This is a genomic window from Aliiroseovarius sp. YM-037 (assembly GCF_048060095.1).
In the GTDB taxonomy this organism is placed as follows: domain Bacteria; phylum Pseudomonadota; class Alphaproteobacteria; order Rhodobacterales; family Rhodobacteraceae; genus JBLUOA01.
Map to the genome: position 1 here is coordinate 654,857 of NZ_JBLUOA010000001.1, position 21,475 is coordinate 676,331.

The following is a 21,475-nucleotide window of genomic DNA, read 5'->3' on the forward strand; positions in this document are numbered from 1 at the left end:
TTCTGGGCCGTGAACTAAGGTGGGAAGTCGCAAGAACTGGCCGGATAGCGAAAAATGATCTATCGTTTGCCCTGCGTGTCAGAGCGCACCCGATCCGCGGGAAAGGCTAAGCCTATCTGAGACTATGAATTGCACCACATCGCTGACCTTCTTTCAGGTCCGAGGGCGCGGATACCGGACGACGAAAGGAGGCCAATATGCCTGATCTTCCCGCACGTCCTTCCATCGAGAACCTCAAGAAGCACGCTAAACGGCTTGTGAAGTCCGCGCAGGCGAAAGACCCGCGTGCACTGGCGCTAATCGGCCCATATTTCGGGGACTCGTCAAAAATTTCCCTCCAACAGGCGCACCTTGTCCTTGCTCGAGCGTATGGTTTTTCCAGTTGGAGCAAGCTCACACGTCACGTTGAGGCCCGGTCCTGGGGAGACGAAACACGGGAGCAGCGGGCCAATCGTTTCCTAGACTTGGCTTGCATCCACTACGCTCCGGACCCGAACAACCGAAGCGCTGCAGAATTCCAACAGGCCGCAGCCCTGTTGGAAGCGTACCCGGATATCGCGGAATACAGCCTGCACACGGCAGCGGCGTCTGGCGATCTTTCGAAGCTCAAGGAGTTGCTTTCGAAACATCCGGATCAGGTCGAACGGAAAGGCGGTCCCTTTGGCTGGACGCCTTTGATGTACGCCGCGTATGCGCGCCTGCCGAAGGTGTCCACGCTGAACGTTGGCAAGGCCTTGATTGAGGCGGGCGCAGATCCAAATGCGCACTTCATGTCCTATGGCACGTACCGTTTTTCGGTTCTGACCGGCGTGTTAGGCGATGGCGAGGGCGGATTGGTGCGTCAACCGCCACATCCAGACATGGTCCCTTTTGCGCGGGCGCTGCTTGATGCGGGGGCCAATCCCAATGACAGCCAAGGCGCATACAATCGTTGCTTCAGCCCAGACAACACGCACCTTGAATTGATGCTCGAATATGGTTTGAAAGATAGCGACCCGTCCGACTGGTGGCTTGCAGACGCCAAGAATGATCCTCAGGATCATCGGACAATGCACTTTCAGCTTATCATCGCATTGCGTTGGGGCTTTGCCGATCGCGCCCGTCTGTTGATCGAGCATGGCGTGGATATCAGCAGCCCTGACAACTACTACGCCACTTACACGGTAGGCTACACTCCCTACCAGGTCGCTCTGATGCGCGGCATGCCCGAGATCGCCGCATTGGTCAAAGCGAAGGGTGGCCACGCGAAGCCATTGGGTGGGTACGAGACGTTTCAGGCCGCTTGCATGGGGGGTGACTATGAGACGGCATCGGAACTTGCCCCGAAGCACATGGGGCAGGATCGCGACAAGGATCAGGAATTGCTTTGCGAGGCTGCTGGAAACGGAAATCTGGCTGCTGTGCAGACGATGATAAAACTTGGCTTCGAACTTAGCCCACGTGGAAAGCGCACAGCTCTTCATGCGTCGGCCTTCAAGGGGCACATCGACGTTGTCCGAGCATTGATTGATGCTGGTGCCGACACGTCAATTCGCGACCCCGATTATCACACTCCGCCCTTCGTGCATGCCATGCACAATTTTCAGGAGGAAACGGCGCAAATATTGTCAACCTGCCCGATGGACATCTTTGCCGCTGCTGCTACTGGAAACTTGGAACAGTTGATAACCATGCTGGACAACAACCCGAGCCTGGCAAATGCGAGGTTCAGCACGGTTCGAACTGGGCCTCAGAATGGTTTTGAGCGCGATTGGGCCACGCCGCTGTGGTACGCCGCGATCAATGGCAATGTGGATGTTGTCCAATTGCTTCTCGCGCGTGGAGCCGACCCGAACATTGGCGATAGCGAAGGCCGAACTATCAAAGACCATGCCATAGACGCAGGGCAGAAAGAGGTCGTGGAGCTTTTGAATCAGTTCTGAGTTCTAGAAGAATTTTGGCGTGAGAAGCTGGATGTTTTACAATCGCAGCGAAAGGCAGCTTCGGCGGGCCGCGCCGCAGCATTGCGAAGGTCAGCTGAAGGTCAGTTCATCGTCTTTCGCGAAACCTCTCAGCTAGCTGATCAGTGCATCCGTGAACCCGGGATTGATTTTAGCAATGTCACTATCCTAAGCACTTTGCACAGTCCGTTATCAGATGGTTCGAAAACCAACAAACTGACAAGCTGATATCGATAACTCTCTGCGGTCTGATGACTGCCAGAGCCTCGGCTAAGTCCGATATGGCTCGATCTTGTCCGCCGATAGCGCATATCCAATGTCTGCAAACTGGGTGGAGATAGATGAGACACCGAACATTCCGATCACGTTGACCGGTTCGAAAAGGCCTGCGCTTTCGTAGGGCGTTTCCGTGGTTACGAAAACCAGCTGATTGGCGGGCGGCGGCGGTACATGGACGCACGCGCCGACATAGGGCACGAGGATGAAGGCGACAACCCCGCTGCCTTGATAGTCGATTGGCACGACAAACCCCGGCAGGCGAACAATCTGCCCGTTCCAATCCGTCCTGACACCGCTTGAGGCGGGTTGCTGGCTTGAGAGTGACGCATCGTCATGGTCAATCACACCTCTAAAGGCATTTGGGATCGTCGTTTCATTTTCCGGAAGCAAGTCTTCCCAATCGAGTTCGGTGTAGTCTTCGGCCCGCGCTCTCCGGGGGAGTAGTGCCGTTGCCGCCATACCGGCGAGAACTGAGCGACGCTGAAGAAGCCGGCTCACCATTCGTAGATCTCCATTTCGTCGGCGGTGAGCATATAGCCGATCTGGCCGAGGTTCGTTGATTGCAATTGCGTGCGCATCGTTCCGGTGACCCAAACCGGATCCCAAAGCTGGTCGTCCGGCCAGGGCTGTTCGGCATTCACCATGACTAGTTGGTTCGCGGGCGGTGGCGGGGTGTGGATGCAAGCGCCGACATAGGGCACCAGCATGAAGTCGGTCACACCCTCTGCACCGACATCAAAGGGGATAATAAAGCCGGGCATTTTGATATACGCGCCGTCAAGCTCTTCATTCAGTTTGACGCCATTGGCGTCGTAAATCGGATTCCAGAGGTCATTGACCTCGTCCAACTCTCCTTCTCCGATGATTTCCGAATACGGCACACCGGGCGGGATCAGGTCTTCCCACATGATCTCTCTCGGCGTTGCCGCAAGCGCTGTTCTCGGTGCCGCAAGCGCGGCCGACATTAGCATCAACGTCGTTCTGCGATTCAGCATTTGGGGCGCCCCATTCTCAGCATTACGTTTTAACCATCATACCATCGGCAACTGACATTCTGTAAGCCCGTAATGCGGGCACGAGGCTCACAATTGCGCCAGCGCAGATGACGGCAAGGATCACCCAGACTTCGCGCATCGTGGGTGCATCGATCGGCAGCCACAGGCCGAAGGCGTTGTCGACAATGGGCTGTGCAATGGTCAGCCCGACATAGAGAAGCACCAACCCAAGCAAAGCACCGATGGCCGCCATCACCATCGCCTCGAAGACAAGCATGCCGAGTATTGTGGCAGGCCGGGCGCCCATGGCCCGAAAGATCGCCATCTCGCGACGGCGTTCATTGAGGCTGGAAAAGATCGTGGCCATCATGCCGATCAACGCTGTGATAACCACCATGGCCGAGACCGCCAGAAGTGCCGTTTCTGCAATCCCGACAATACCCCACAATTCTTGCAAAGCGACACCGGGCAAGATCGCGAGGAGCGGCTCTTCGGGATATTCGTTGATGGCCCGCTGCAGGGCAAAGGTTTGCAAAGGGCTTTCGACCCCGACAAGGGCAGCCGTAACTGCTTTGGGCGTCAAATCCATCGCACGGATCACGTCAACCGGCGTGGATTGGCCCGGGATTTGGGCGCCGCTTTGCCAATCGACATGGATCGCCTCAATCGCTTCCATACTGATGATGACGGTGCGGTCCACTGGTGTGCCGGTTTTCTCCAAGATGCCGGACACGCGGAAAGGTTGATCCTTGTGTTCGGTGAACGACGCCAACCCATGGGCGACAACAATGGGGTCGTCAACGCTGTAGCCCAATGTTGCGGCGACGTCCGCACCGATGACCGTATCGAACAGATCGTCCATGATGACACCGTCAGCAACGCTGAGCGATCTGCCCTGTCGGTATTTATAGTGCTCAAAAAAGGCCTGCGTCGTGCCCATGACTCGGAATTGACGATGGCTATCGCCCAGAGAGATCGGGACGATCCAGTCGACGTCGGGTCTTGCTGCGATGTCCTGATAACTTTCCCACGTCACATTGTTCGTCGCATTGCCGATGCGGAACACGGAGTAAAGCAGCAGCTGCACCGATCCGGACCGTGCACCAACGATCAAATCGGTGCCCGAGATGGTATCGGCAAAGCTGCCCTTCGCCCCCGTGCGCACCTTTTCAACGCCAAGAAACAGTGCAACCGACAGGGCAATCGCGAGGATCGTCATCCCCACCGTCAGAGCGCGCGCAAAGAGCGATGCAATGGCAAGCCGAGCGATCATGCTGCAGCTCGTTCAATCTGTGCGATGTCTTCCATGCGCAGAACCCGATCGAAGCGCTCGCCAAGTCGAGGATCGTGGCTGACCATCAAAAGCGAGGTCTCGTGCGCAGCTGTCTGTTGGAACAGCAGGTTGAGAAAGGCAGCCTGGCTGTTCGCATCAAGGGCCGATGTCGGTTCATCCGCGATGATCAAGGGTGGTTGCCCGATCAAGGCCCGGGCGACCGCGACACGTTGTTGCTGACCAACGCTCAATGTGTTGGCCCTCGCGCGGACGACGCCCTGTGGCAGTCCGAGGGCGGCGCACAAGCTCGCTGCCTCAGCTGCTGCATCGCCGGCGCGTTTGCGACGCTCGGGTGCGAAGCGCAGCGGGAGCAGGATGTTGTCAGCGACAGATCCGAAGGGCAGCAGATTGAACTGCTGAAAGATCACACCGATTTGCTCGGCGCGAAATCTGTCGCGCGCGCCATCGGACAATTCGGTTACGTTCGTTCCTGCGATTACCACACGGCCGCGATCAGGCAAGATCGTGCCGCAGATCAGCGACAGAAGCGTCGACTTGCCAGAACCACTTTCGCCCAGAAGCAAAACCGTCTCGCCCGCGGCAACGGCCAATTGGGGCACCGTCAACGAGAACGATGCCCGCCCTGGCCAGCGATAGCGAACGTCAGAAAGGTCAAGGACGGCGCGTGTCACTTCAGTTCAGAGGTCCAAGATCAAGCATAGGCGCATCGCGTTCCACTTCAAACGCCTGCGCACCGGATGCCGTGATGATCTGCACCTCGACCTCTTTCGCGTTCGGGAAGGTTTCAAAATAGGCAAAGGTAATCTCGGTCAACGCATCGGGGTTTTCGCAGGTTAGCGTGTATTCTGCATGGAATTCAGTGTGGTCCGCTTCTTCCGCATGCTCATCGTGTTCTTCATCCCCGTGGTCGTCATGCCCGTCGTGGTCCTCCTCGGCGTGGTCTTCCTCTCCCGCGTGATCATCGTGATGCTCTTCATCATGCTCATCATGACCATCTCCGCTTTCAAGTTCCGCTTGCGCCTCGGTCACGGTGCAAGCTGCAGCTTCTGGTATGACAAAGAGGTCAAGCGGCTTGCCCAGCGTCGCAACCGCCGCATCAATCGCAGCGAGATCGGCGTCACTTTCTGCGGCGTATTCGAAGCCCACGATATCGGCCCCGGGGGCGTCGAACTCCATCGCGATTGTCGCGCCATCAATCGCGATGTTGAGCGCTCCGACGCCATGTTCATGGGCATCCATCTGGCGAGAATCCTCCGCAAGCGCAGGAACAGCGGCGATAAGAGCGATGAGGGATAGTGTTTGTTTCATGATAGGTCCGCGATGTTTGAGGTGAGAGGGATCAGGCTGCGCAAGTTCTGCATTGCCCATGGATTTCAACGATGTGTCGATCCGCCCGAAAGGCGTTTTTATCGGTGAGTGCAGTGAGTTTCGGCAAGAGTTCACTTCCGTCATGTTCTTCGACTGACCCGCAATCTTCGCAGATGGCGAGGACGGGAACGCTTTCGACGTGATTGCAGCGACAGGGCACAAACGCCTTGATGGACTCAAGACGGTGCGCGCGGCCCTGATCGGTCAAAGCGGAAAGCGTGCGATATACGGTGGGCGGCGCGATGTCCGGCTCCCTAACCTGAAGCCGCTCAAGAATCTGGTAGGCGGTCATCGGTCTGTCACAGGCATTCAGTACACTCAGGACATCTGATTGTCGGGCTGCTGCACGTTTTCTCATCAGTTATCCTCCATTGTACTGGTTAATTATTTTATAAAGTAACAAATGGCAAGGTATGCCGGCCCTTCACCGAACCCGCCACTGGCGCAGGTGGCGAAATGGTGTTTTGTCCGGAACAACGGGAATCCAATGTACCGACAGTCCTGCTCGGCGCATGAAGGTCCGCTTGCGGGAAGCTAACATTGCGATTTCTGTTGTTGCCGAGTGTCCAGTAAAGGTCGTCCAAGACAAAGAATCCGATCTTCTTGCCGTGCCAAATCCGGGCCCAACTCGCCTCGACAAAATTCTACGGGACTGCCAAGGTCTCATTTATACCAAAGATTAGACCTATAAAAACGTGAGTCTTGATTAGGTGGGTTGAAACTTCAAAGGGCAGCAGATGGCAATTCTTTTGATTTTCCACGCTCTCCTGGTTCTGACATTCACGATCCGCATTCTGTTGCGCGATGATCTGTCTCCGCCGGCGCGGCTTGCGTGGTTCATTGTGCTGAATGTGCTGCCCTATTTTGGGAGCGTCATCTATTTTCTGTTTGGTGAGATCGACCTCGGTAATCTTGCGAATAAGCGCCACAAAGAGGTTTTCAATCAGATCAGGGCCAAGGCATCGGGCTTCATGGGGGATGCCGCAAGCGTCGACGCGTTGATCGCCCCGATTTATCGGCCCGCTTTTCGCTATGCCGGGTCGATCAACGGGTTTCATCCGGTTGATGGAAATACCGCCGATCTGATGGCGGATGGTGGCGAAACCCGCGCACGGCTGGTCGCGGATATCGATGCGGCGACGGATCACGTCCATGTGCTTTATTACATCTGGCTCGGGGACAACACCGGCACCGATGTGGCAGAGGCGTTGATCCGCGCGGCGGGGCGCGGCGTCACGTGCCGCGCGATGGCGGACGGTCTGGGGTCGCGTGTATTGGTCAAGTCGGAGCTATGGAAGCGGATGGAGGCGGCCGGGGTTCACCTTGCCGTCGCGTTGTCGCTGAAAAATCCGATCCGCACAGTTCTGACCAGTCGTCTAGATCTGCGCAATCACCGCAAGATCACCGTGATCGACGGGCGTATCACCTATTGCGGCAGCCGGAACTCCGCTGACCCGGAGTTCTTGGTAAAGGCAAAATACGCACCGTGGGTCGATATCATGCTGCGGTTCGAAGGGCCGATTGTGGCACAGAACCAACTGCTATTCGCAAGCGATTGGATGCAGGCAACCGGTGAACCCCTCGACGGGATCGCACTGGTATCTGAACCGACGAAGGGCGAATTTCCCGCGCTGGTCATGGGCGATGGCCCAACCGAACGCCGTGGGGCCACGCCTCAGCTTTTTGCAACCTTGATCGGCTGTGCGCAGCGCGAACTGATCCTGTCGACGCCCTATTTCGTGCCAGACGCGACGGTACTCGAAGCACTTTGCGCCGCCGCCCATCGTGGCGTTGTCGTTACGCTGATCTTCCCGAAGGCGAACGACAGCTGGATCGTCGCCGCGGCCAGCCGAAGTTACTATCGCAGGCTGCTTGAGGCCGGATGCTTCATCCACGAATTCAAGGGCGGTTTGCTGCATGCCAAAACTTTAACGATTGATGAAACGGTCTGTTTGGTCGGCTCATCCAACCTCGACCTGCGCAGTTTCGATCTGAACTATGAAAACAACATCCTATTGCAGGATGAAGCGACGACGCAGAAGGTTCGTGAACGTCAGCAAGAGTATATTGCCCGCGCCGAACGGGTGACTTTGCCCACGGTCCTCGATTGGCCTTATCACAAGCGCATCTGGAATAATGTTATCGCAACGATTGGGCCGGTGTTGTAGCGCCTAAACCGAGCGGGTCTGGAGAAACACTGTCTCTGTCCCACAATCCATGTTTGGCCGTGTTCCGAAATTGCGATCGGTCGTACCGATCAATGAGAACCACAATTAGCAAGGACGGATGGCCGGCGAAGCTCCAAGCTCCACCGACCAAGACACTCGTAAAACTTCAGACCTTCACATGGTCCTTGGCCAGAGCATTGCAGATCACGCCGCCAAGGATCGCGGCAATCACCCAGTTGAAGCCGGATAGTATCGCGAACCAAGGCACCCAGACCGTCGCGACCGAAAAGATTGCTGCGATCTCGAAGGCCTTAACAGCAGCGTTGTTCCAGCCGTTTTCATAGTGATAGATGCCGCTATCCATGCTGTAGAGATCAGCCTCGCTTAGCTGTTCCTTTCGATGGAGGTAGTAGTCGACGATCATGATCCGGAAGATATGCTCGGTAGATCCGTAAGCTTGTTTGCCGAAACAAACCTTGCAGTCCGTGATTGGCCGTGTGCACTTGATCGCCCACATGCAAAGCCTGAATGGCAGCTTCGCCCCGAACTGTCAGTATTCGCGTCCCGAATGTGAAGCAGCGGACCTTGTCGGCATATGCATCTTCTGAATCCGGCTTGAAATTCGAAATTATGAAGTAATTTCAGATATTTATAGGAATGGCGGACCGGTGGCCAGAAAAATCTCGGATGGAGACACCGCCAACCACCGCAAAATTTCTTGAAATCACCCGCGGCTTGGTCCAATAGGGCTTTGGCAATCGGCGATGGCGTCGCCCTGCATTTCGCAGTTGCCGCATCCCCGTCCTGCACGCCGGGACCTTTCTGAGAAGGAGGGTCGAAATGACTGCACGTCCTGAAATGTATCGATTCCACAACGGCGAACAGGCCAAGCTGCCTTTCGCGGCTGATGAGTATGAAGCCCGGCTGTCCGGCCTTCGCCGCATCATGGAAAAGGCGGGCGTTGATGCCGCTGTTTTCACGTCGATGCACAATATCGCCTATTACAGCGGCTTTCTGTATTGCAGCTTTGGTCGCCCCTATGGGCTGGTCGTGACGCCAGGCGAAAGCGTTACGATCTCTGCCGGGATCGACGCGGGGCAGCCTTGGCGGCGCTGTCACGGCGACAATATCACCTATACGGACTGGCAACGCGACAACTACTGGCGCGCGATTGAAAGTGTCACGGGGCAGGGCAAGCGCATTGGGTATGAGGGGGATCACCTGACCCTCGTCCAGTCCGAAAAGCTGAAAGCGTTTCTGTCGCCAAGCGCGGTTGTCGATATCGCCGCCGACACGATGACCCAACGGATGCACAAATCCGCGGCAGAGATCGACTTGATCCGCCATGGCGCGCAAGTCGCCGATGTGGGCGGCTATGCGATCCGCGATGCTGTTAAGGAAGGCGTGCGCGAGATCGATGTTGCCATGGCTGGCCGTGACGCGATGGAGCTTGAGATTGCCAAGCGGTTCCCCGATGCCGAGTATCGCGATACTTGGGTCTGGTTCCAGTCGGGTCTGAACACCGACGGCGCGCACAACCCGGTGACGGGTCGGAAGTTGCAGCGCGGTGATATCCTAAGCCTCAATACCTTCCCGATGATCAGCGGTTACTACACGGCGCTCGAACGGACCATGTTCGTGGGGGAGGTCGACGATGCCTCACTCAAGATCTGGGAGGCGAACGTCGCCGCCCATGAATACGGGATGGGCCTGCTGAAGCCCGGCGCGAGCTGTGCGGAGGTGACGAACGCGATCAACGCATTCTTTGAGGAGCGTGACCTGCTGCAATATCGCACCTTTGGATACGGCCATTCGTTCGGCGTCCTCAGCCATTATTACGGGCGTGAGGCTGGGCTTGAACTGCGTGAGGATATCGACACCGTGCTTGAACCCGGCATGGTCATCAGCATGGAGCCGATGCTGACAATAGCAGAAAGCCAGCCCGGCGCGGGTGGCTATCGTGAGCATGATATTCTGGTCATTACCGAAGAGGGCAATGAGAATATCACAGGCTATCCCTACGGGCCGGACTTCAACGTGGTTGGTTGACCTCAAGCTCGGCGGCGTTGTCGCGCGCCGCCGATGCCCTGGCTGGACGGCGTGCCGGAAACGGCGGGACATCGACGATGTGGGGGATCGTTGGATCGGGTCGCGTCCGGCCCTGATAGTCTACGCGCGCCGCTCCAAGCACATCGCGAAGCTGATGGGCAAGGTGCGCGACATTTGGGTTTTCAAGGATCGTCAGGTGATCGCCCGGCACTTCGATCAGATTAAGTCCGTTGGTGGCCACGTATTGCCAACCAAGACCCGATGCGATGCACTCCGCGCTATCAAAGACGTTGCCCTGTGCGCGTATAATGGTCATCACGCGTGGGTATTGCTGCGGGACGTATTGCTGGATGGCAAGCTGATTGGCCGCGACGAACTCATCAACCGTTTGCGCGTGGGCTTGGTGTAGGCCAAGTCGGATCGACAGGTTCAGCTTCAGCTTTTCATAGCTGTTGCGCAGGTTCTGACGTTTTCCGTTCGCGACATGGTGCACATAGCTCACCCCTTCGTTCCTGAGCCGCCGCCAATGTGCGCCAATCTTCGCGACCTTGCCGATCTGATGCCGGCCCGCCGGGCCTTCGGCGTCAAGCAGGACCAGCGCCAACACCTCCCGACCCGAGTCGAGCAGTTGTTGCGCAAGTTCCAGCGCGATGTAGCTGCCTGCCGACACGGCGAACAGCGAAAGCGGCCCTTCGGGCTGGTTCTTCTCGATCTCTTTCCGGTAAAATTCAGCCGTTTCCTCAACCCCCACGGGGGTATCGGCGCTGAGAAGGCCGATCGTCAGGCCATACATCGGTTGATCTGGGCCGAACTCCTCCGCCATCGGGCGGAAGTAGGATTCATTGATGCCAAGAACGTGGACACCGTAGATGGGTGGCAATGTTCCTGTCGTCTGGATCGGCACGACATAAAGCGCGTCGTCGTCGGAGTGATCCAGCGTCAACTTTTCAGCCAAGCCGCGCGGGGTCGGATCATCATGAACCGCAGCGACCGAGATGCGCTTGCCGAATTTCGATTCAATCTGACCGAGCAGCCTGAGCAGCAACAGGGAATGCCCGCCGAGATCGAAGAAGGAAGCGTCTGGACTAACGTTCTCCAACCCCAGAACAGTTCCGTAAAGTGCTGCGATTTCAAGCGCTTCATCGCTGCACGGCGCCACCTCTTCGGGCGTCGTAACCGCCACTCCGGGCCGGGGCAGGCGTGCCACGTCGATCTTTCCGCCGGGGGTTTTGGGCCATTGGGTGACGGGGATCAGCAGGGGCCGCATCTGGCGGGTCAATTTGCCAGCGGCAGCTTCGGCCAATGCCTCCGCATTCAGCGTGACATCAGGTGAGTCCGGCGAAATCCATGCGACGAGACGGGCTTGGTCCGTGCCCTCCTGGTCGACTGCGACAAGCGCGTGGCCGACATTTGGCAGCCCTTCCAAAGCGGTTTCAACTTCTCCGGGCTCGATACGGTAGCCGCGCAGCTTGATCTGCCGGTCCGAGCGGCCCAGATAGGCAAGTACGCCGCCATTTTCCCAATGCACGAGATCGCCGGAGCAATACATCCGCCCCTCGCCACCAGCGATGCGGTCGGAGACAAAGCGCTCGGCGGTTTGGTCAGGTCGGTTGAGATAGCCCATCGCGACGGCGGGGCCGGAAATCCACAACTCCCCCACCGCCCCTTCGGGCGAAAGCGATCCGTCCGCCGCCAACACCATCGCGCGGGCGTGGCCGGTCGGGCGGCCAATGGGCACGCTGTCACCTTCGGGGATGTCATCGGTCACTTCGTGCACGGTGCAGGTGATCGTGGTTTCCGTCGGGCCATACCCGTTCATCCAACGGGCGCCGGGCACAAGATCACGCCAGCGGCGCAGCGCCGGGGCGGGCACCCGTTCACCGCCGACAACCACCAGCCGGACACCGGAGGGCAGCGTTCTGCCAGATGTTTCAAGCGTGTCCGTAAGGGCGAGCCAGAACCCGGTCGGCAGGTTGATAACGCTAAGGTTCAGCGCCGCAACTTCGTCCAGAAACGCGTGGCCGGATTCGGCCATCGTCGCGCTGCGCAGGACCAGTTCGGCCCCGTTCAGCAGGGTGGGCACGATCTCCTCCAGCGAAACATCGAAGCTGAGGCTGGCGAATTGCAGAATGCGATCCCGTTCGGTCAGCCCGTAGCAGGAGGTCATTGCGGCGCCATGCGCGGCGAGCGACGCGTGCGATACCATCACCCCTTTCGGGCGACCGGTAGAACCGGACGTGAAGATCACATAGGCCAGACGCGCCGGGTCCATCCCCGCGCGATCGGGTGCGGTCGTCGGCTGTTCGGCGATCTGTGCCGGATCAAACGGCAAGGTGCGGCAGGGCAAGTCGGGGGCTGTTTCGTCAGTGATGACCAGCGCAGCTTTGCTGTCCTCGCACATATGTTCCAACGCGGGCAGGGGATAGCTTGGGTCCATCGGAACGAAAGCCGCGCCCGCTTTCCATACGGCCAGCATTGACACGATGAACGACGGGGATCGGGAAAGGCATAACCCGACAATCGCGCCTGGCCCGATGCCTTCTGAACGCAGACGATGCGCCATTTGGTTGGCGCGGTCGTTTAGCTCGTGGTAGCTAAGCGTGCCTTCGTCCGTTTGGGACACGGCGGCGCGATCTGGCCAGCGGGTGGCGATGGTTTCAAAAGTTGTGGCACAGCAGTGGCTCGGTTCCTTGACCGGATCGGGATGCCCGAGGCCGTGTAGGCGGGCGGTTTCGTCCTCGGGAAGCATGTTGATGTCAGCCAAAGGCGCGTCTAGGTCGGCGGTCGCCATGGATTGCAAAATCTGCTTCACATATCCCGCCAAACGCTCACCTTCCGGCACCTGTGCGGGGTCGTATTCCAGCCGGATCAGCAGTTCCGGGTCATGATAGACGGCGAGTGTGACGGGCAGTGCGCCTTCCTCTCGCAGATCGACGCTCCGGTTGGCCCATGATCCAGCCAAGCGCTGCATGTGTCCGGTGAGCGAACCGCGTTCGAACATCACGAGGCTGTCAAACAGCGGTCGATCCGGTGGGACGTCGCTATGGCTTTTCACATCGACCAGCGGGGTTTGTTCGAATGGGCGCAGCGCAATCTGCTCTGCCCGAAGCTGGGTCAGCAACGCACCGAAGGTCTTGTCGCGCGTCAGCCGCACGCGGGCGGGAAGCGTGTTGATAAAGCAGCCGATGCTGCCCTCGGATCCCTCCAGCAAATGCCGCCCGGACAGGGTGACGCCAAATACCGCGTCGCCACGCGCCGTCCAGCGGGCGAGGACGATCCCCCAAGCTGCCTGAACCATCGTTCCCATCGTCACGCCAGCCGCATCGGCGGCTGCCGACAAAGCGGTCGTGTCCTGCTTGGTCAGATGATGTTCGACGATGACCTTGCGGTCGGGTTCGATCCCCGGTTTGGCAATGCCGAACGATCCGTCATAGCCTTCAAGCAGGGTTTGGAAGTATTTCGCGCCCGACACATGGTCCATTTTTGCCAGCGCAAGGCAGTGGTCCGCAAAGGTTGGGGCGGTGGGCGACTTGATTTGATATACCTCGCCCCCGCGCGCGATTTCGTAGCGTTCGAACACTTCTTTCAACAGATGGGTGAAGCTGCGGCCATCAAGAAGCGTGTGCGGAAAGGTCCAAACAAGCGCGCCGCGGTCCGGCCCCAGTTGGATCAGCGTCACGCGAAAACCGGGCGCGACACCCGGGTCGACGCCAAGGTTGCGATCATCGGTCAGCCAAGCCTCTAACGCCAGGTTTGCGTCATTGGGGGACAGCGCGCGCCAATCTTCGGCAGTCTGGCGCACTGTTGCTTGTGGTTGAACAGTCTGCATCGGCTCATCACCGTCGCCGGGCAGAATCACCTGCCGCAATTCGGGGTGTGCGTCAGTAATTTCCTGCCATGCCCGCTCCATCGCGACGGGATCAATCGGCTCTTTGTCCAGATGACAGACCACCTGTTCTAGGTTGAGCCATGGTTTATTCGCCAGCGTGCTTTCATAGAGCATACCAAGCTGCACGGGGGTGAGGGGGAAGCGCAGGCTCATACCGCACCTGCCGGTCCGAATGGGTCAATGGGCGTTGGGGTAAGCGTTGTTGGCCCGAGTTCACGTTTGGATTTTTGATCGCATGCGTAATTGCAGCACATCATTCTTCTGTCGCTCCGAAAGGGGCCGCGCAGAAAGAAACGAGTTAAGAAACCTTACCGATTACAAATTTGGATGGGTAAAAAACCCCATCCGAAATACAAAAAAACAAATTAGCGCGGTCGTTAATAATCAATGCAAAAAAACGCATCGTCGTGAAACAATGTTTACATAACAGAACAGCGCGGCGGCTAAATCAAGGAAAATGACGCAGGGTCAACCCGATGGTAAGGTAATACATACCCTGCATGGTCTTTTCGTTTCGCCGCAGTATTTGCGCGGAAACGCGGCATCAGGCGTATCGGATTGTGCTGCTTCTTTTTTAATTTGACACTCGAATTAAAAATCCCGACAATCGGCGAATTGCAAGGGAGGTGTCATGTTTCTTGGTCTCGATCTAGGGACGTCCGGACTGCGTGCACTGCTGGTGGGCGAAGGCGGGTCTGTCATCGGTTCGGCGGAGGAAACCTATGACGTTTCGCACCCGAAGCCCGGCTGGTCCGAACAGAACCCCGCCGACTGGGAAACTGCCTGCGATAAGGTCGTCGCTGCGCTGGTCGCCAAACATGGCACCGAAATGCAAGCGCTGCGGGGTGTCGGCATTTCCGGTCACATGCACGGCGCGACGCTGCTCGATCAGGGCGGCGCGGTGCTGCGACCCTGCATCTTGTGGAACGACACACGCAGCCATGCCGAAGCGGCCAGGCTCGATGCATCAGACTGCGTGCGAGACATTTCCGGCAATATTGTCTTCCCCGGCTTTACCGCGCCCAAGTTGATGTGGGTCGCCAAGAACGAACCGGAGGTTTTCGCCAACGTTGCGAAAGTCCTGCTGCCCAAGGACTACCTGACCCACTGGCTGACCGGTGCTTATGTGTCCGAGATGTCGGACAGCGCGGGGACGACGTGGCTGGATGTCGGCGCGCGGGATTGGTCGGACAAGTTGCTGGCGGCAAGCGGGATGCAGCGCGATCAGATGCCGGAGTTGGTTGAGGGGAGTGAACGTGCAGGCACGCTGCGCCCCGAATTGGCTGACCGATGGGGGTTGCCTGACGGCGTCATCGTGGTTGGCGGCGGCGGGGACAACGCGGCAGCGGCCTGCGGTGTCGGTGCGCTGCGCGAGGGCGACGGCTTCGTGTCGCTCGGCACATCGGGCGTGTTGCTTGCCGCACGGGATTCCTTTGCGCCGATGCCATCCTCGGCCGTTCACACGTTTTGCCACGCGATCCCGAACCGCTGGTATCAGATGGGAGTTATCCTCGCCGCCACAGACAGCCTGAACTGGCTTGCGCGCAACCTGAACCAAAGCCCGGCGGACCTGTCAGCGGCGCTTGGTGACAATATCTCGGGCCCCGGCACGCTTCGCTTTCTGCCGTATCTGTCGGGGGAAAGGACGCCCCATAACGACAGCGCCATTCGCGGTGCCCTTTTGAACATCGACATTAGCGCCGGACCAGCCGACCTGACCCAAGCGGTGATGGAAGGTGTGGCTTTCGCCCTGCGTGACAGCCTTGAGGCGCTGAAGTCCACCGGCGCCAACCTGACCCGCGTTCTGGCAATCGGCGGCGGCTCGCAATCGCGCTATTGGGTTGAGCTTTGCGCGACTGTGCTTGGCCTGCCCATCGACCTGCCGGCACAAGGCGAATTTGGCGCTGCGCTCGGCGCGGCGCGGCTGGCAATCTGCGGCGCGACCGGGGCCGATCCCGATACCGTCATGACCCGGCCCGACGTGGCCGAAACGATCCATCCGCGCGACGATCTGCGCCCCGCATATGACGCGGCGTGGCGGCAGTTCCGCGCGGCCTATCCAGCAATAAAGGCGATCCAATGACCGATTTTTTCAACGGCATCGACACGATCAAATACGAAGGCCCGGGCAGCACCAATCCGCTGGCGTTTCACCACTACAACCCGGACGAGACGGTCATGGGCAAACGGCTTGAGGATCACCTGCGCTTCGCGGTCGCCTATTGGCATTCCTTCGCGTGGGAAGGGGGCGATCCCTTTGGCGGGCAGACCTTCCTACGCCCGTGGCATCCGCAAGACGACATGGGCCGCGCCAAGATCAAAGCTGACGCCGCGTTTGAGATGTTTCGCATCCTTGGCCAGCCGTTCTATTGCTTTCACGACGCCGATGTGCGGCCAGAGGGCGCGGACTACCGCGAAAATACCGATCGGTTGAACGAAATCACCGACTATTTCGCAGGCAAGATGGAAGACACCGGCACGCGCCTGCTGTGGGGCACCGCCAACATGTTCAGTCACCGCCGTTGGATGTCGGGCGCATCAACGAACCCGGACCCGGACGTGTTCGCCTTTGCGGCGGCGACGGTCAAATCCTGCATGGACGCGACGCAGAAGCTGGGTGGCGAGAACTACGTGCTCTGGGGCGGGCGCGAAGGCTATGAAACACTCATCAACACGGACATGAAGACCGAACTGGATCACATGGGCCGGTTCCTGTCGATGGTGGTGGAATACAAGCACAAGATCGGGTTCAAGGGACAAATCCTTGTCGAACCCAAACCGCAGGAGCCGTCAAAGCACCAATACGATTACGACGCGGCGACGTGTTATGGTTTCCTGCAGAAATACGGGCTGGAAAAAGAGGTGAAGCTGAACCTCGAACAAGGCCACGCGATCCTCGCCGGGCATAGTTTTGAACATGAAATCGCGACCGCCGCTGCGCTGGGCGTGCTGGGGTCGATTGACATGAATCGCAACGATTATCAATCCGGCTGGGACACCGACCAGTTTCCCAACAACGTGCCCGAGGTGGCACTGGCCTATTATCACATCCTGAAGGCGGGTGGCTTTACGCAAGGCGGCACCAATTTCGATGCGAAGTTGCGGCGTCAATCGCTGGACGCAGAGGATCTGATTGCAGCGCATGTTGGCGGGATGGACGTCTGCGCCCGCGGGCTGAAGGCTGCGGCCGCGATGATGGAAGACGGCGGGTTGGAGGACGAGCTGAACGAACGCTACGCGGGTTGGCAGACGGCAGAGGCGAAAGCGATGCTGGAAAGTGACCTTGGCAGCATCACGAAGCGGGTTCTGGATCAGGATATCAACCCGGAGCCGCGTTCAGGCCGTCAGGAGATACTGGAAAACTACATCAACCGGTTCGTCTGACCCATGTGGCGCTGGCTGGCCTTCTGCATGGCGGCAACGCCCGCTTTTGCCGAACCGCTGCCGAAGGCCGACGCGGTGTTTGCACCGCTCGACATGGCGCAGGTCGAATTGGGCCAATTGCTGTTCTATGACCCGATCCTAAGCGGAAGCCGAGAGGTCGCTTGCGCCACCTGTCATCATCCGCGGTTCGGCACGTCGGACGGGGTCAGCCTTGGCCTTGGCGACGGTGCAGTCGGGCTTGGTCCGGAGCGTGTGGTTGATCCTGAGAACACCCCGGAACAGCGCGTGCCGCGAAACGCGACCGCCCTGTGGAACCTCGGCGCGCCTGAATTCGACGTGATGTTCCATGACGGCCGGCTGGAGGCCGACGCGAGGCTGCCGACCGGCATCCGCACCCCGCTGGGCGAGGACATGGCGGCGGGCTTCGCATCCGTCCTGTCCGCGCAAAGCATGTTTCCTGTGCTGTCGCCGGACGAGATGGCCGGGCACTACTCCGAAAACGACGTGGCGCAAGCGGTGCGGCAGGGGTTTCTGTCAAGCGAAGGCGGCGCGTGGGACATCCTCGCCGCTCGGGTTGAGGCTATCCCGGCATACCGGCAGATGTTTGATCCGGTAATCGGGGCAGGGCAGTCGATCCATTTCACCGATATCTCCGACGCCCTCGCGGCGTTCATCGCATTTGAGTGGCGCGCGGATGACAGCCCGTTTGACCGCTTCCTGCGCGACGGTGAGGATCTGCCGGAACAGGCTGCGGTTGGACTTGAGTTGTTCTATGGCCGCGCAGGGTGCAGTTCCTGCCACGCGGGGCAGTTTCAAACCGACCATCAGTTCCACGCAATCGCCATGCCGCAGATCGGGCCCGGCAAGGCGGCTCGGTTTGAAAGCCACGCCCGCGATCAGGGTAGGATGCGCGTCACCGGCGATCCCGCTGACGCTTACGCCTTTCGCACGCCATCCCTGCGCAATGTGACTGAAACCGCACCCTATGGACACAGCGGCGCTTACGCGACGCTTGAGGCGGTCGTGCGGCACCACCTGGACCCGATTGCATCGCTGCAAAGCTATGATCCAGCGCAGGCGATCTTGTCGACGCTCCCGGGAGCAGAGGATTGGCGGATACTCGATGACCCGACGGATATGGAGGCGATTGCGGCGGCGAATACGCTCGACTCCGTCGCGCTGACCGATGCGGAGGTTGACGCACTGTTGGCGTTTCTCGCGGCGCTTACTGATGAGGGGGCGTTGCAAGGTCGGTTGGGTGTGCCAGATGCTGTGCCAAGCGGGCTGCCCGTGCCTTAGTGGTTGATGGTGATCGCCTGATTTGAAACAACGGTTTCCCAATCCCCGATGCTTCCATCAGGCCAGATGATCCGTAGATCAACGGCTCCTGCATCGCCCACCCCGAAATGTTCAGGCACCGCTGTCCCGCCCGCATGGCCTCCGCCAACCGTGACCTCGCGTGCGATGATGCGGTCGTCGGTCCGCAGCTCGATCCACGCGCCGACCGCATTTCTGTTGGGCGCGGGTTGCGACAGCGCGACGGACAGCCAATGCCCGGCGCCGTCGGTCATGTTCTGATACACCTCCAATGGGGCGCGGCGGTTCACGACAGCAAGGTCCAGCAACCCATCGGCGTTGAGATCAACCAACGCCGCGCCGCGGCCACGGTGCATACTGGCCAGCCCCGCAAGGCCGCCCGCTTCGGAGAACGTGCCATCGGCGTTTTGCACCAGCAAGCTGTTCGGGTCTTTCATTGCAAGACCGGGCATTTGTTCGACATTCCCCTTCGCTATGAAGATATCGTCGCGCCCGTCGTTCTGCACGTCCCCAAACGCGACATGCCACCCGGTCGAGGGCCGCCCGTCGCCCCCGGTATAGGGGCGATGCGCCGTGGTGCCGCGATCATAGGTGGCAACGCGGTAGCGCGGCCCGTCGTCACCGTCGAGCATCTGAAGGTGCTGATCGCCCATCGAGGTCAGATAAACCTCTGGCAGGCCATCGCCGCTGATGTCGCGACTGGCGATGCCCATGCCCCAAAGGCGGTAGGACTGCCAGCCGTCGTTTTCGTCGTAAAGGCGCGGGGTTTGCTCCATGGCCCACATTTGTTCTTGTCCGCCGCTGACGTAGTAGTGCCGATCATTCGACACACGCAGGTCGGCGCGGCCTTGGCGACCCCAATCGCTGAACAGCATGGACAAGGTGCAAAAACCGGGTTTCAGGGTGATCGGGGCAGGGTAGTTGGCCCCGTTGGGGCGAAACAGCAGGCTATCGTCGCAGGCTTCGAACGGGCCATCGGGGTTTGCGCGATCCACATAGTTCCCGAAGGCGAGGGTGGGCAGGGTCTGGCCCGCCTCCCACGTCGCGGAAAAGGCGGTTGTCCAGTCGTCATCCGTCGGTAGGGCAAGGTTTGGGAAGGGGGCGAAGGAACAGTCGGTGCCGCCCTTCATCAGCAGGTTCGGCCCAACCCTTAGGATGGCGAGGTCGAGCAGGCCGTCGTTGTCGATATCAAGGGGGTAGGCGCCGATGACTCCGGTCAGGACGAGTGCATCGGGTGTGTTTGCGGCAAATGCGACTGTTCCGCCCGTTTCGGATTGATTGCGCAACAAAACGGCAGGGATTTCACCCCCCGCCGCGAATAGTTCCGGCAAGGAGTCCCCGTCGCAGTCGAATGCGGCAATACCACCGCCGACGAAATACTCCCACCCGCCGGAATAGATGTGTTCGGGGACAGCTACGGGATCAAACCTGGGCTCTGCAAAGGCCACCCCGCCAAGAGTCATGACGCAGCCGAGCCACGCCGCTAATCGGCTAGGCCGCATTCTCACCCATCCCGCGCAGGGCTGCCGTCGCGACGCCGTCAAGCGCATAGGCCGCCGCGCCCTTGGCCCACATCAGATCGCCCCATTTGTGGATCACGATCTCTGGCGGGGGCATGTCGATCTGCACGATGGAGCGTCGGATGCTGTCGATTACCTCCTCGGCATATAGATGGTCAGACTGCATCCGCTCGCCCGATAGAATGATAAGCTGTGGGTCGAAGATGTTGACCAGATTGGCGAGGCCCATTGCGAACATCCGTCCCGCACGGGCGACGATACTTTGGGCGAGCGTGTCGCCATCGCGGGCGGCCTGAAGAACGGATTGAACCTGCTGGTCCGGCCCTTCGTCCGGGTTAAGCCCGCCACCGACTGCAGCCTCTCGCAACAACGCGTAGTCGGCGACGTAGGCTTCCAGACAACCCCGCTGCCCGCAGCGACACAGAGCGCCGTCAAGCTGGACCTTGGTGTGCCCCAGTTCCGCCCCGCACCCGCGTGTGCCGCGATAGATTTCACCCCCGACGACGATACCAAGGCCAACGCCGCTTTCGATGGTGACGACAAGGAAATTGGCCACGTCCTGGCCGCGTCCGAAGTATTGCTCGGCCATCGCGACAAGGTTTGCGTCGTTATCGATAAACACCGGCACGCCGAGCTTTTGCGCGAGGACATCTCGCAGGTCGATGTTGCGGTCCGTTAGGGACGGGGACCAGTGAACAAACCCACGGATCGCGTCGATGAAGCCAGCAATTCCTATCCCGACGCCGGACAGGTCTGACATCGTCAGCCCAATGGTCGCGGTCGCATCGGTCAGCGCTTGTCGCACAACCGCAGCGAAGTCGCCGGCGCTTAGCTTGACCCGCTCCAGTTTGGTGTCGGATTCGGCGACAAGCGCACCTTCAAAATCCATCAGCGCGACCGAGATTGAGCGGTTCGCGATTTTCAGCCCCGCAACCAGATGCGCCGCGCCGCGCAGCTTTAGATCGACGCGGGGGCGACCCCGGCGGCTGTCCTTGTTGGAGTTCTCCGGTGTGACTTCTTCGATCAGCCCGTCGCGCAGCATTTCCGCTGTGATCGCCGTAACGGTCGCCTGACTGATATTCGTCTGCTTGGCCAGATCGATACGCGCGATCCGACCCTGCCTGCGGATGGTCGACAAGATCAGGTGGCGTCCCTGTGTCCTCTGATCGCTTAACATGAAATTCTCCCTAAGCTGGACGCTAACATTAATTCGCGACTCAAATCAAACCTAGAATTTGGACAAGTTATGGCGAGTAGGGTCAGGCAGCCAAG

17 protein-coding genes are annotated in these 21,475 nt (G+C 59.3%); 6 read left to right on the plus strand and 11 right to left on the minus strand.

All coding sequences use genetic code 11. The features are described from left to right. Positions 1 to 197 precede the first annotated feature (197 nt). Positions 198 to 1,922 (plus strand): ankyrin repeat domain-containing protein, encoded by a 1,725-nt coding sequence (locus tag ACEWPJ_RS03150; protein ID WP_416510816.1) that lies wholly within the window; start codon positions 198 to 200, stop codon positions 1,920 to 1,922. 288 nt (positions 1,923 to 2,210) lie between these two features. Here ACEWPJ_RS03150 and ACEWPJ_RS03155 read toward each other — a convergent pair whose 3' ends face one another. The 6 genes from ACEWPJ_RS03155 to ACEWPJ_RS03180 are packed head-to-tail and all read right to left on the minus strand — an operon-like array spanning position 2,211 to position 6,234. Next, entirely contained in the window at positions 2,211 to 2,720 is a 510-nt protein-coding gene (locus ACEWPJ_RS03155) for a DUF3299 domain-containing protein (RefSeq protein WP_416510818.1), read from the minus strand. Continuing rightward, the gene (locus ACEWPJ_RS03160; RefSeq protein WP_416510819.1) at positions 2,714 to 3,214 is read right to left on the minus strand and encodes a DUF3299 domain-containing protein; all 501 of its coding nucleotides are present in this window, start codon (positions 3,212 to 3,214) and stop codon (positions 2,714 to 2,716) included. Before ACEWPJ_RS03160 ends, ACEWPJ_RS03155 begins: the two co-directional genes overlap by 7 nt. A gap of 22 nt (positions 3,215 to 3,236) precedes the next feature. After that, positions 3,237 to 4,487, minus strand: coding sequence for an ABC transporter permease (locus ACEWPJ_RS03165; RefSeq protein WP_416510820.1), 1,251 nt, complete (start codon positions 4,485 to 4,487; stop codon positions 3,237 to 3,239). Next, positions 4,484 to 5,179 carry an ABC transporter ATP-binding protein gene (locus ACEWPJ_RS03170; protein ID WP_416510821.1) on the minus strand — a complete coding sequence of 232 codons (696 nt, stop codon included), beginning with the start codon at positions 5,177 to 5,179 and terminating at the stop codon, positions 4,484 to 4,486. Before ACEWPJ_RS03170 ends, ACEWPJ_RS03165 begins: the two co-directional genes overlap by 4 nt. Before the next feature lies 1 nt (position 5,180). After that, positions 5,181 to 5,816: a zinc uptake protein ZrgA gene (zrgA, locus tag ACEWPJ_RS03175; protein WP_416510822.1), complete on the minus strand. Its 636-nt coding sequence runs from the start codon at positions 5,814 to 5,816 to the stop codon at positions 5,181 to 5,183. Between the two features lie 31 nt (positions 5,817 to 5,847). Continuing rightward, positions 5,848 to 6,234, minus strand: a complete 387-nt coding sequence (locus tag ACEWPJ_RS03180; protein ID WP_416510824.1) for a Fur family transcriptional regulator — start codon at positions 6,232 to 6,234, stop codon at positions 5,848 to 5,850. Between the two features lie 379 nt (positions 6,235 to 6,613). On the opposite strand from ACEWPJ_RS03180, the gene cls reads away from it, so the two are divergent. Beyond that, a complete protein-coding gene (gene cls / locus ACEWPJ_RS03185; protein WP_416510825.1) occupies positions 6,614 to 8,044 on the plus strand; it encodes a cardiolipin synthase in 1,431 nt (476 codons plus the stop codon). A gap of 166 nt (positions 8,045 to 8,210) precedes the next feature. Here the strand turns inward: cls and ACEWPJ_RS03190 are convergent, their stop codons facing one another. Together ACEWPJ_RS03190 and ACEWPJ_RS03195 are read right to left on the minus strand one after the other, a co-directional pair. Then, positions 8,211 to 8,468, minus strand: coding sequence for a cytosine permease (locus ACEWPJ_RS03190; protein ID WP_416510827.1), 258 nt, complete (start codon positions 8,466 to 8,468; stop codon positions 8,211 to 8,213). Beyond that, a complete protein-coding gene (locus ACEWPJ_RS03195) occupies positions 8,419 to 8,676 on the minus strand; it encodes a Hint domain-containing protein (RefSeq protein WP_416512993.1) in 258 nt (85 codons plus the stop codon). Before ACEWPJ_RS03195 ends, ACEWPJ_RS03190 begins: the two co-directional genes overlap by 50 nt. A 208-nt stretch (positions 8,677 to 8,884) precedes the next feature. Between ACEWPJ_RS03195 and ACEWPJ_RS03200 the strand changes: the two genes are divergently transcribed. After that, on the plus strand, positions 8,885 to 10,093 hold the full coding sequence (locus ACEWPJ_RS03200) for a M24 family metallopeptidase (RefSeq protein WP_416510831.1): 1,209 nt from the start codon (positions 8,885 to 8,887) through the stop codon (positions 10,091 to 10,093). Here the strand turns inward: ACEWPJ_RS03200 and ACEWPJ_RS03205 are convergent. Beyond that, positions 10,077 to 14,135: a non-ribosomal peptide synthetase gene (locus ACEWPJ_RS03205; RefSeq protein WP_416510835.1), complete on the minus strand. Its 4,059-nt coding sequence runs from the start codon at positions 14,133 to 14,135 to the stop codon at positions 10,077 to 10,079. The two genes, ACEWPJ_RS03200 and ACEWPJ_RS03205, sit on opposite strands and share 17 nt — an antisense overlap. Positions 14,136 to 14,613: 478 nt before the next feature. Here ACEWPJ_RS03205 and xylB point away from each other — a divergent pair, with 478 nt between their 5' ends. Genes xylB through ACEWPJ_RS03220 form a run of 3 tightly spaced genes read left to right on the plus strand, consistent with a single transcriptional unit; the run spans position 14,614 to position 18,665 of the window. Beyond that, positions 14,614 to 16,065: a xylulokinase gene (gene xylB / locus ACEWPJ_RS03210; protein ID WP_416510837.1), complete on the plus strand. Its 1,452-nt coding sequence runs from the start codon at positions 14,614 to 14,616 to the stop codon at positions 16,063 to 16,065. Next, positions 16,062 to 17,366, plus strand: coding sequence for a xylose isomerase (gene xylA, locus ACEWPJ_RS03215; RefSeq protein WP_416510838.1), 1,305 nt, complete (start codon positions 16,062 to 16,064; stop codon positions 17,364 to 17,366). The genes xylB and xylA overlap by 4 nt, the downstream gene beginning before the upstream one ends. Before the next feature lie 3 nt (positions 17,367 to 17,369). After that, entirely contained in the window at positions 17,370 to 18,665 is a 1,296-nt protein-coding gene (locus tag ACEWPJ_RS03220; protein ID WP_416510840.1) for a cytochrome-c peroxidase, read from the plus strand. On the opposite strand, the gene ACEWPJ_RS03225 is transcribed toward ACEWPJ_RS03220, so the two are convergent. Both ACEWPJ_RS03225 and ACEWPJ_RS03230 read right to left on the minus strand, forming a co-directional pair. Next, positions 18,662 to 20,185 (minus strand): CRTAC1 family protein, encoded by a 1,524-nt coding sequence (locus tag ACEWPJ_RS03225; protein ID WP_416510841.1) that lies wholly within the window; start codon positions 20,183 to 20,185, stop codon positions 18,662 to 18,664. The genes ACEWPJ_RS03220 and ACEWPJ_RS03225 overlap by 4 nt on opposite strands. Further along, complete coding sequence (locus ACEWPJ_RS03230) at positions 20,175 to 21,380, minus strand: ROK family transcriptional regulator (protein ID WP_416510842.1); 1,206 nt, start codon at positions 21,378 to 21,380, stop codon at positions 20,175 to 20,177. The genes ACEWPJ_RS03225 and ACEWPJ_RS03230 overlap by 11 nt, the downstream gene beginning before the upstream one ends. Positions 21,381 to 21,475 lie beyond the last annotated feature (95 nt).

What these genes read in the sequence shown, in the direction of transcription:
- xylB (WP_416510837.1), top strand. Translation starts at nt 14,614, where the DNA reads ATGTTTCTTGGTCTCGATCTAGGGACGTCCGGACTGCGTGCACTGCTG.
- ACEWPJ_RS03180 (WP_416510824.1), bottom strand. Translation starts at nt 6,234, where the DNA reads ATGAGAAAACGTGCAGCAGCCCGACAATCAGATGTCCTGAGTGTACTG.
- ACEWPJ_RS03220 (WP_416510840.1), top strand. Translation starts at nt 17,370, where the DNA reads ATGTGGCGCTGGCTGGCCTTCTGCATGGCGGCAACGCCCGCTTTTGCC.
- zrgA (WP_416510822.1), bottom strand. Translation starts at nt 5,816, where the DNA reads ATGAAACAAACACTATCCCTCATCGCTCTTATCGCCGCTGTTCCTGCG.
- ACEWPJ_RS03230 (WP_416510842.1), bottom strand. Translation starts at nt 21,380, where the DNA reads ATGTTAAGCGATCAGAGGACACAGGGACGCCACCTGATCTTGTCGACC.
- ACEWPJ_RS03160 (WP_416510819.1), bottom strand. Translation starts at nt 3,214, where the DNA reads ATGCTGAATCGCAGAACGACGTTGATGCTAATGTCGGCCGCGCTTGCG.
- ACEWPJ_RS03205 (WP_416510835.1), bottom strand. Translation starts at nt 14,135, where the DNA reads ATGAGCCTGCGCTTCCCCCTCACCCCCGTGCAGCTTGGTATGCTCTAT.
- ACEWPJ_RS03165 (WP_416510820.1), bottom strand. Translation starts at nt 4,487, where the DNA reads ATGATCGCTCGGCTTGCCATTGCATCGCTCTTTGCGCGCGCTCTGACG.
- cls (WP_416510825.1), top strand. Translation starts at nt 6,614, where the DNA reads ATGGCAATTCTTTTGATTTTCCACGCTCTCCTGGTTCTGACATTCACG.
- ACEWPJ_RS03200 (WP_416510831.1), top strand. Translation starts at nt 8,885, where the DNA reads ATGACTGCACGTCCTGAAATGTATCGATTCCACAACGGCGAACAGGCC.
- ACEWPJ_RS03190 (WP_416510827.1), bottom strand. Translation starts at nt 8,468, where the DNA reads ATGATCGTCGACTACTACCTCCATCGAAAGGAACAGCTAAGCGAGGCT.
- xylA (WP_416510838.1), top strand. Translation starts at nt 16,062, where the DNA reads ATGACCGATTTTTTCAACGGCATCGACACGATCAAATACGAAGGCCCG.
- ACEWPJ_RS03150 (WP_416510816.1), top strand. Translation starts at nt 198, where the DNA reads ATGCCTGATCTTCCCGCACGTCCTTCCATCGAGAACCTCAAGAAGCAC.
- ACEWPJ_RS03225 (WP_416510841.1), bottom strand. Translation starts at nt 20,185, where the DNA reads ATGCGGCCTAGCCGATTAGCGGCGTGGCTCGGCTGCGTCATGACTCTT.
- ACEWPJ_RS03155 (WP_416510818.1), bottom strand. Translation starts at nt 2,720, where the DNA reads ATGGTGAGCCGGCTTCTTCAGCGTCGCTCAGTTCTCGCCGGTATGGCG.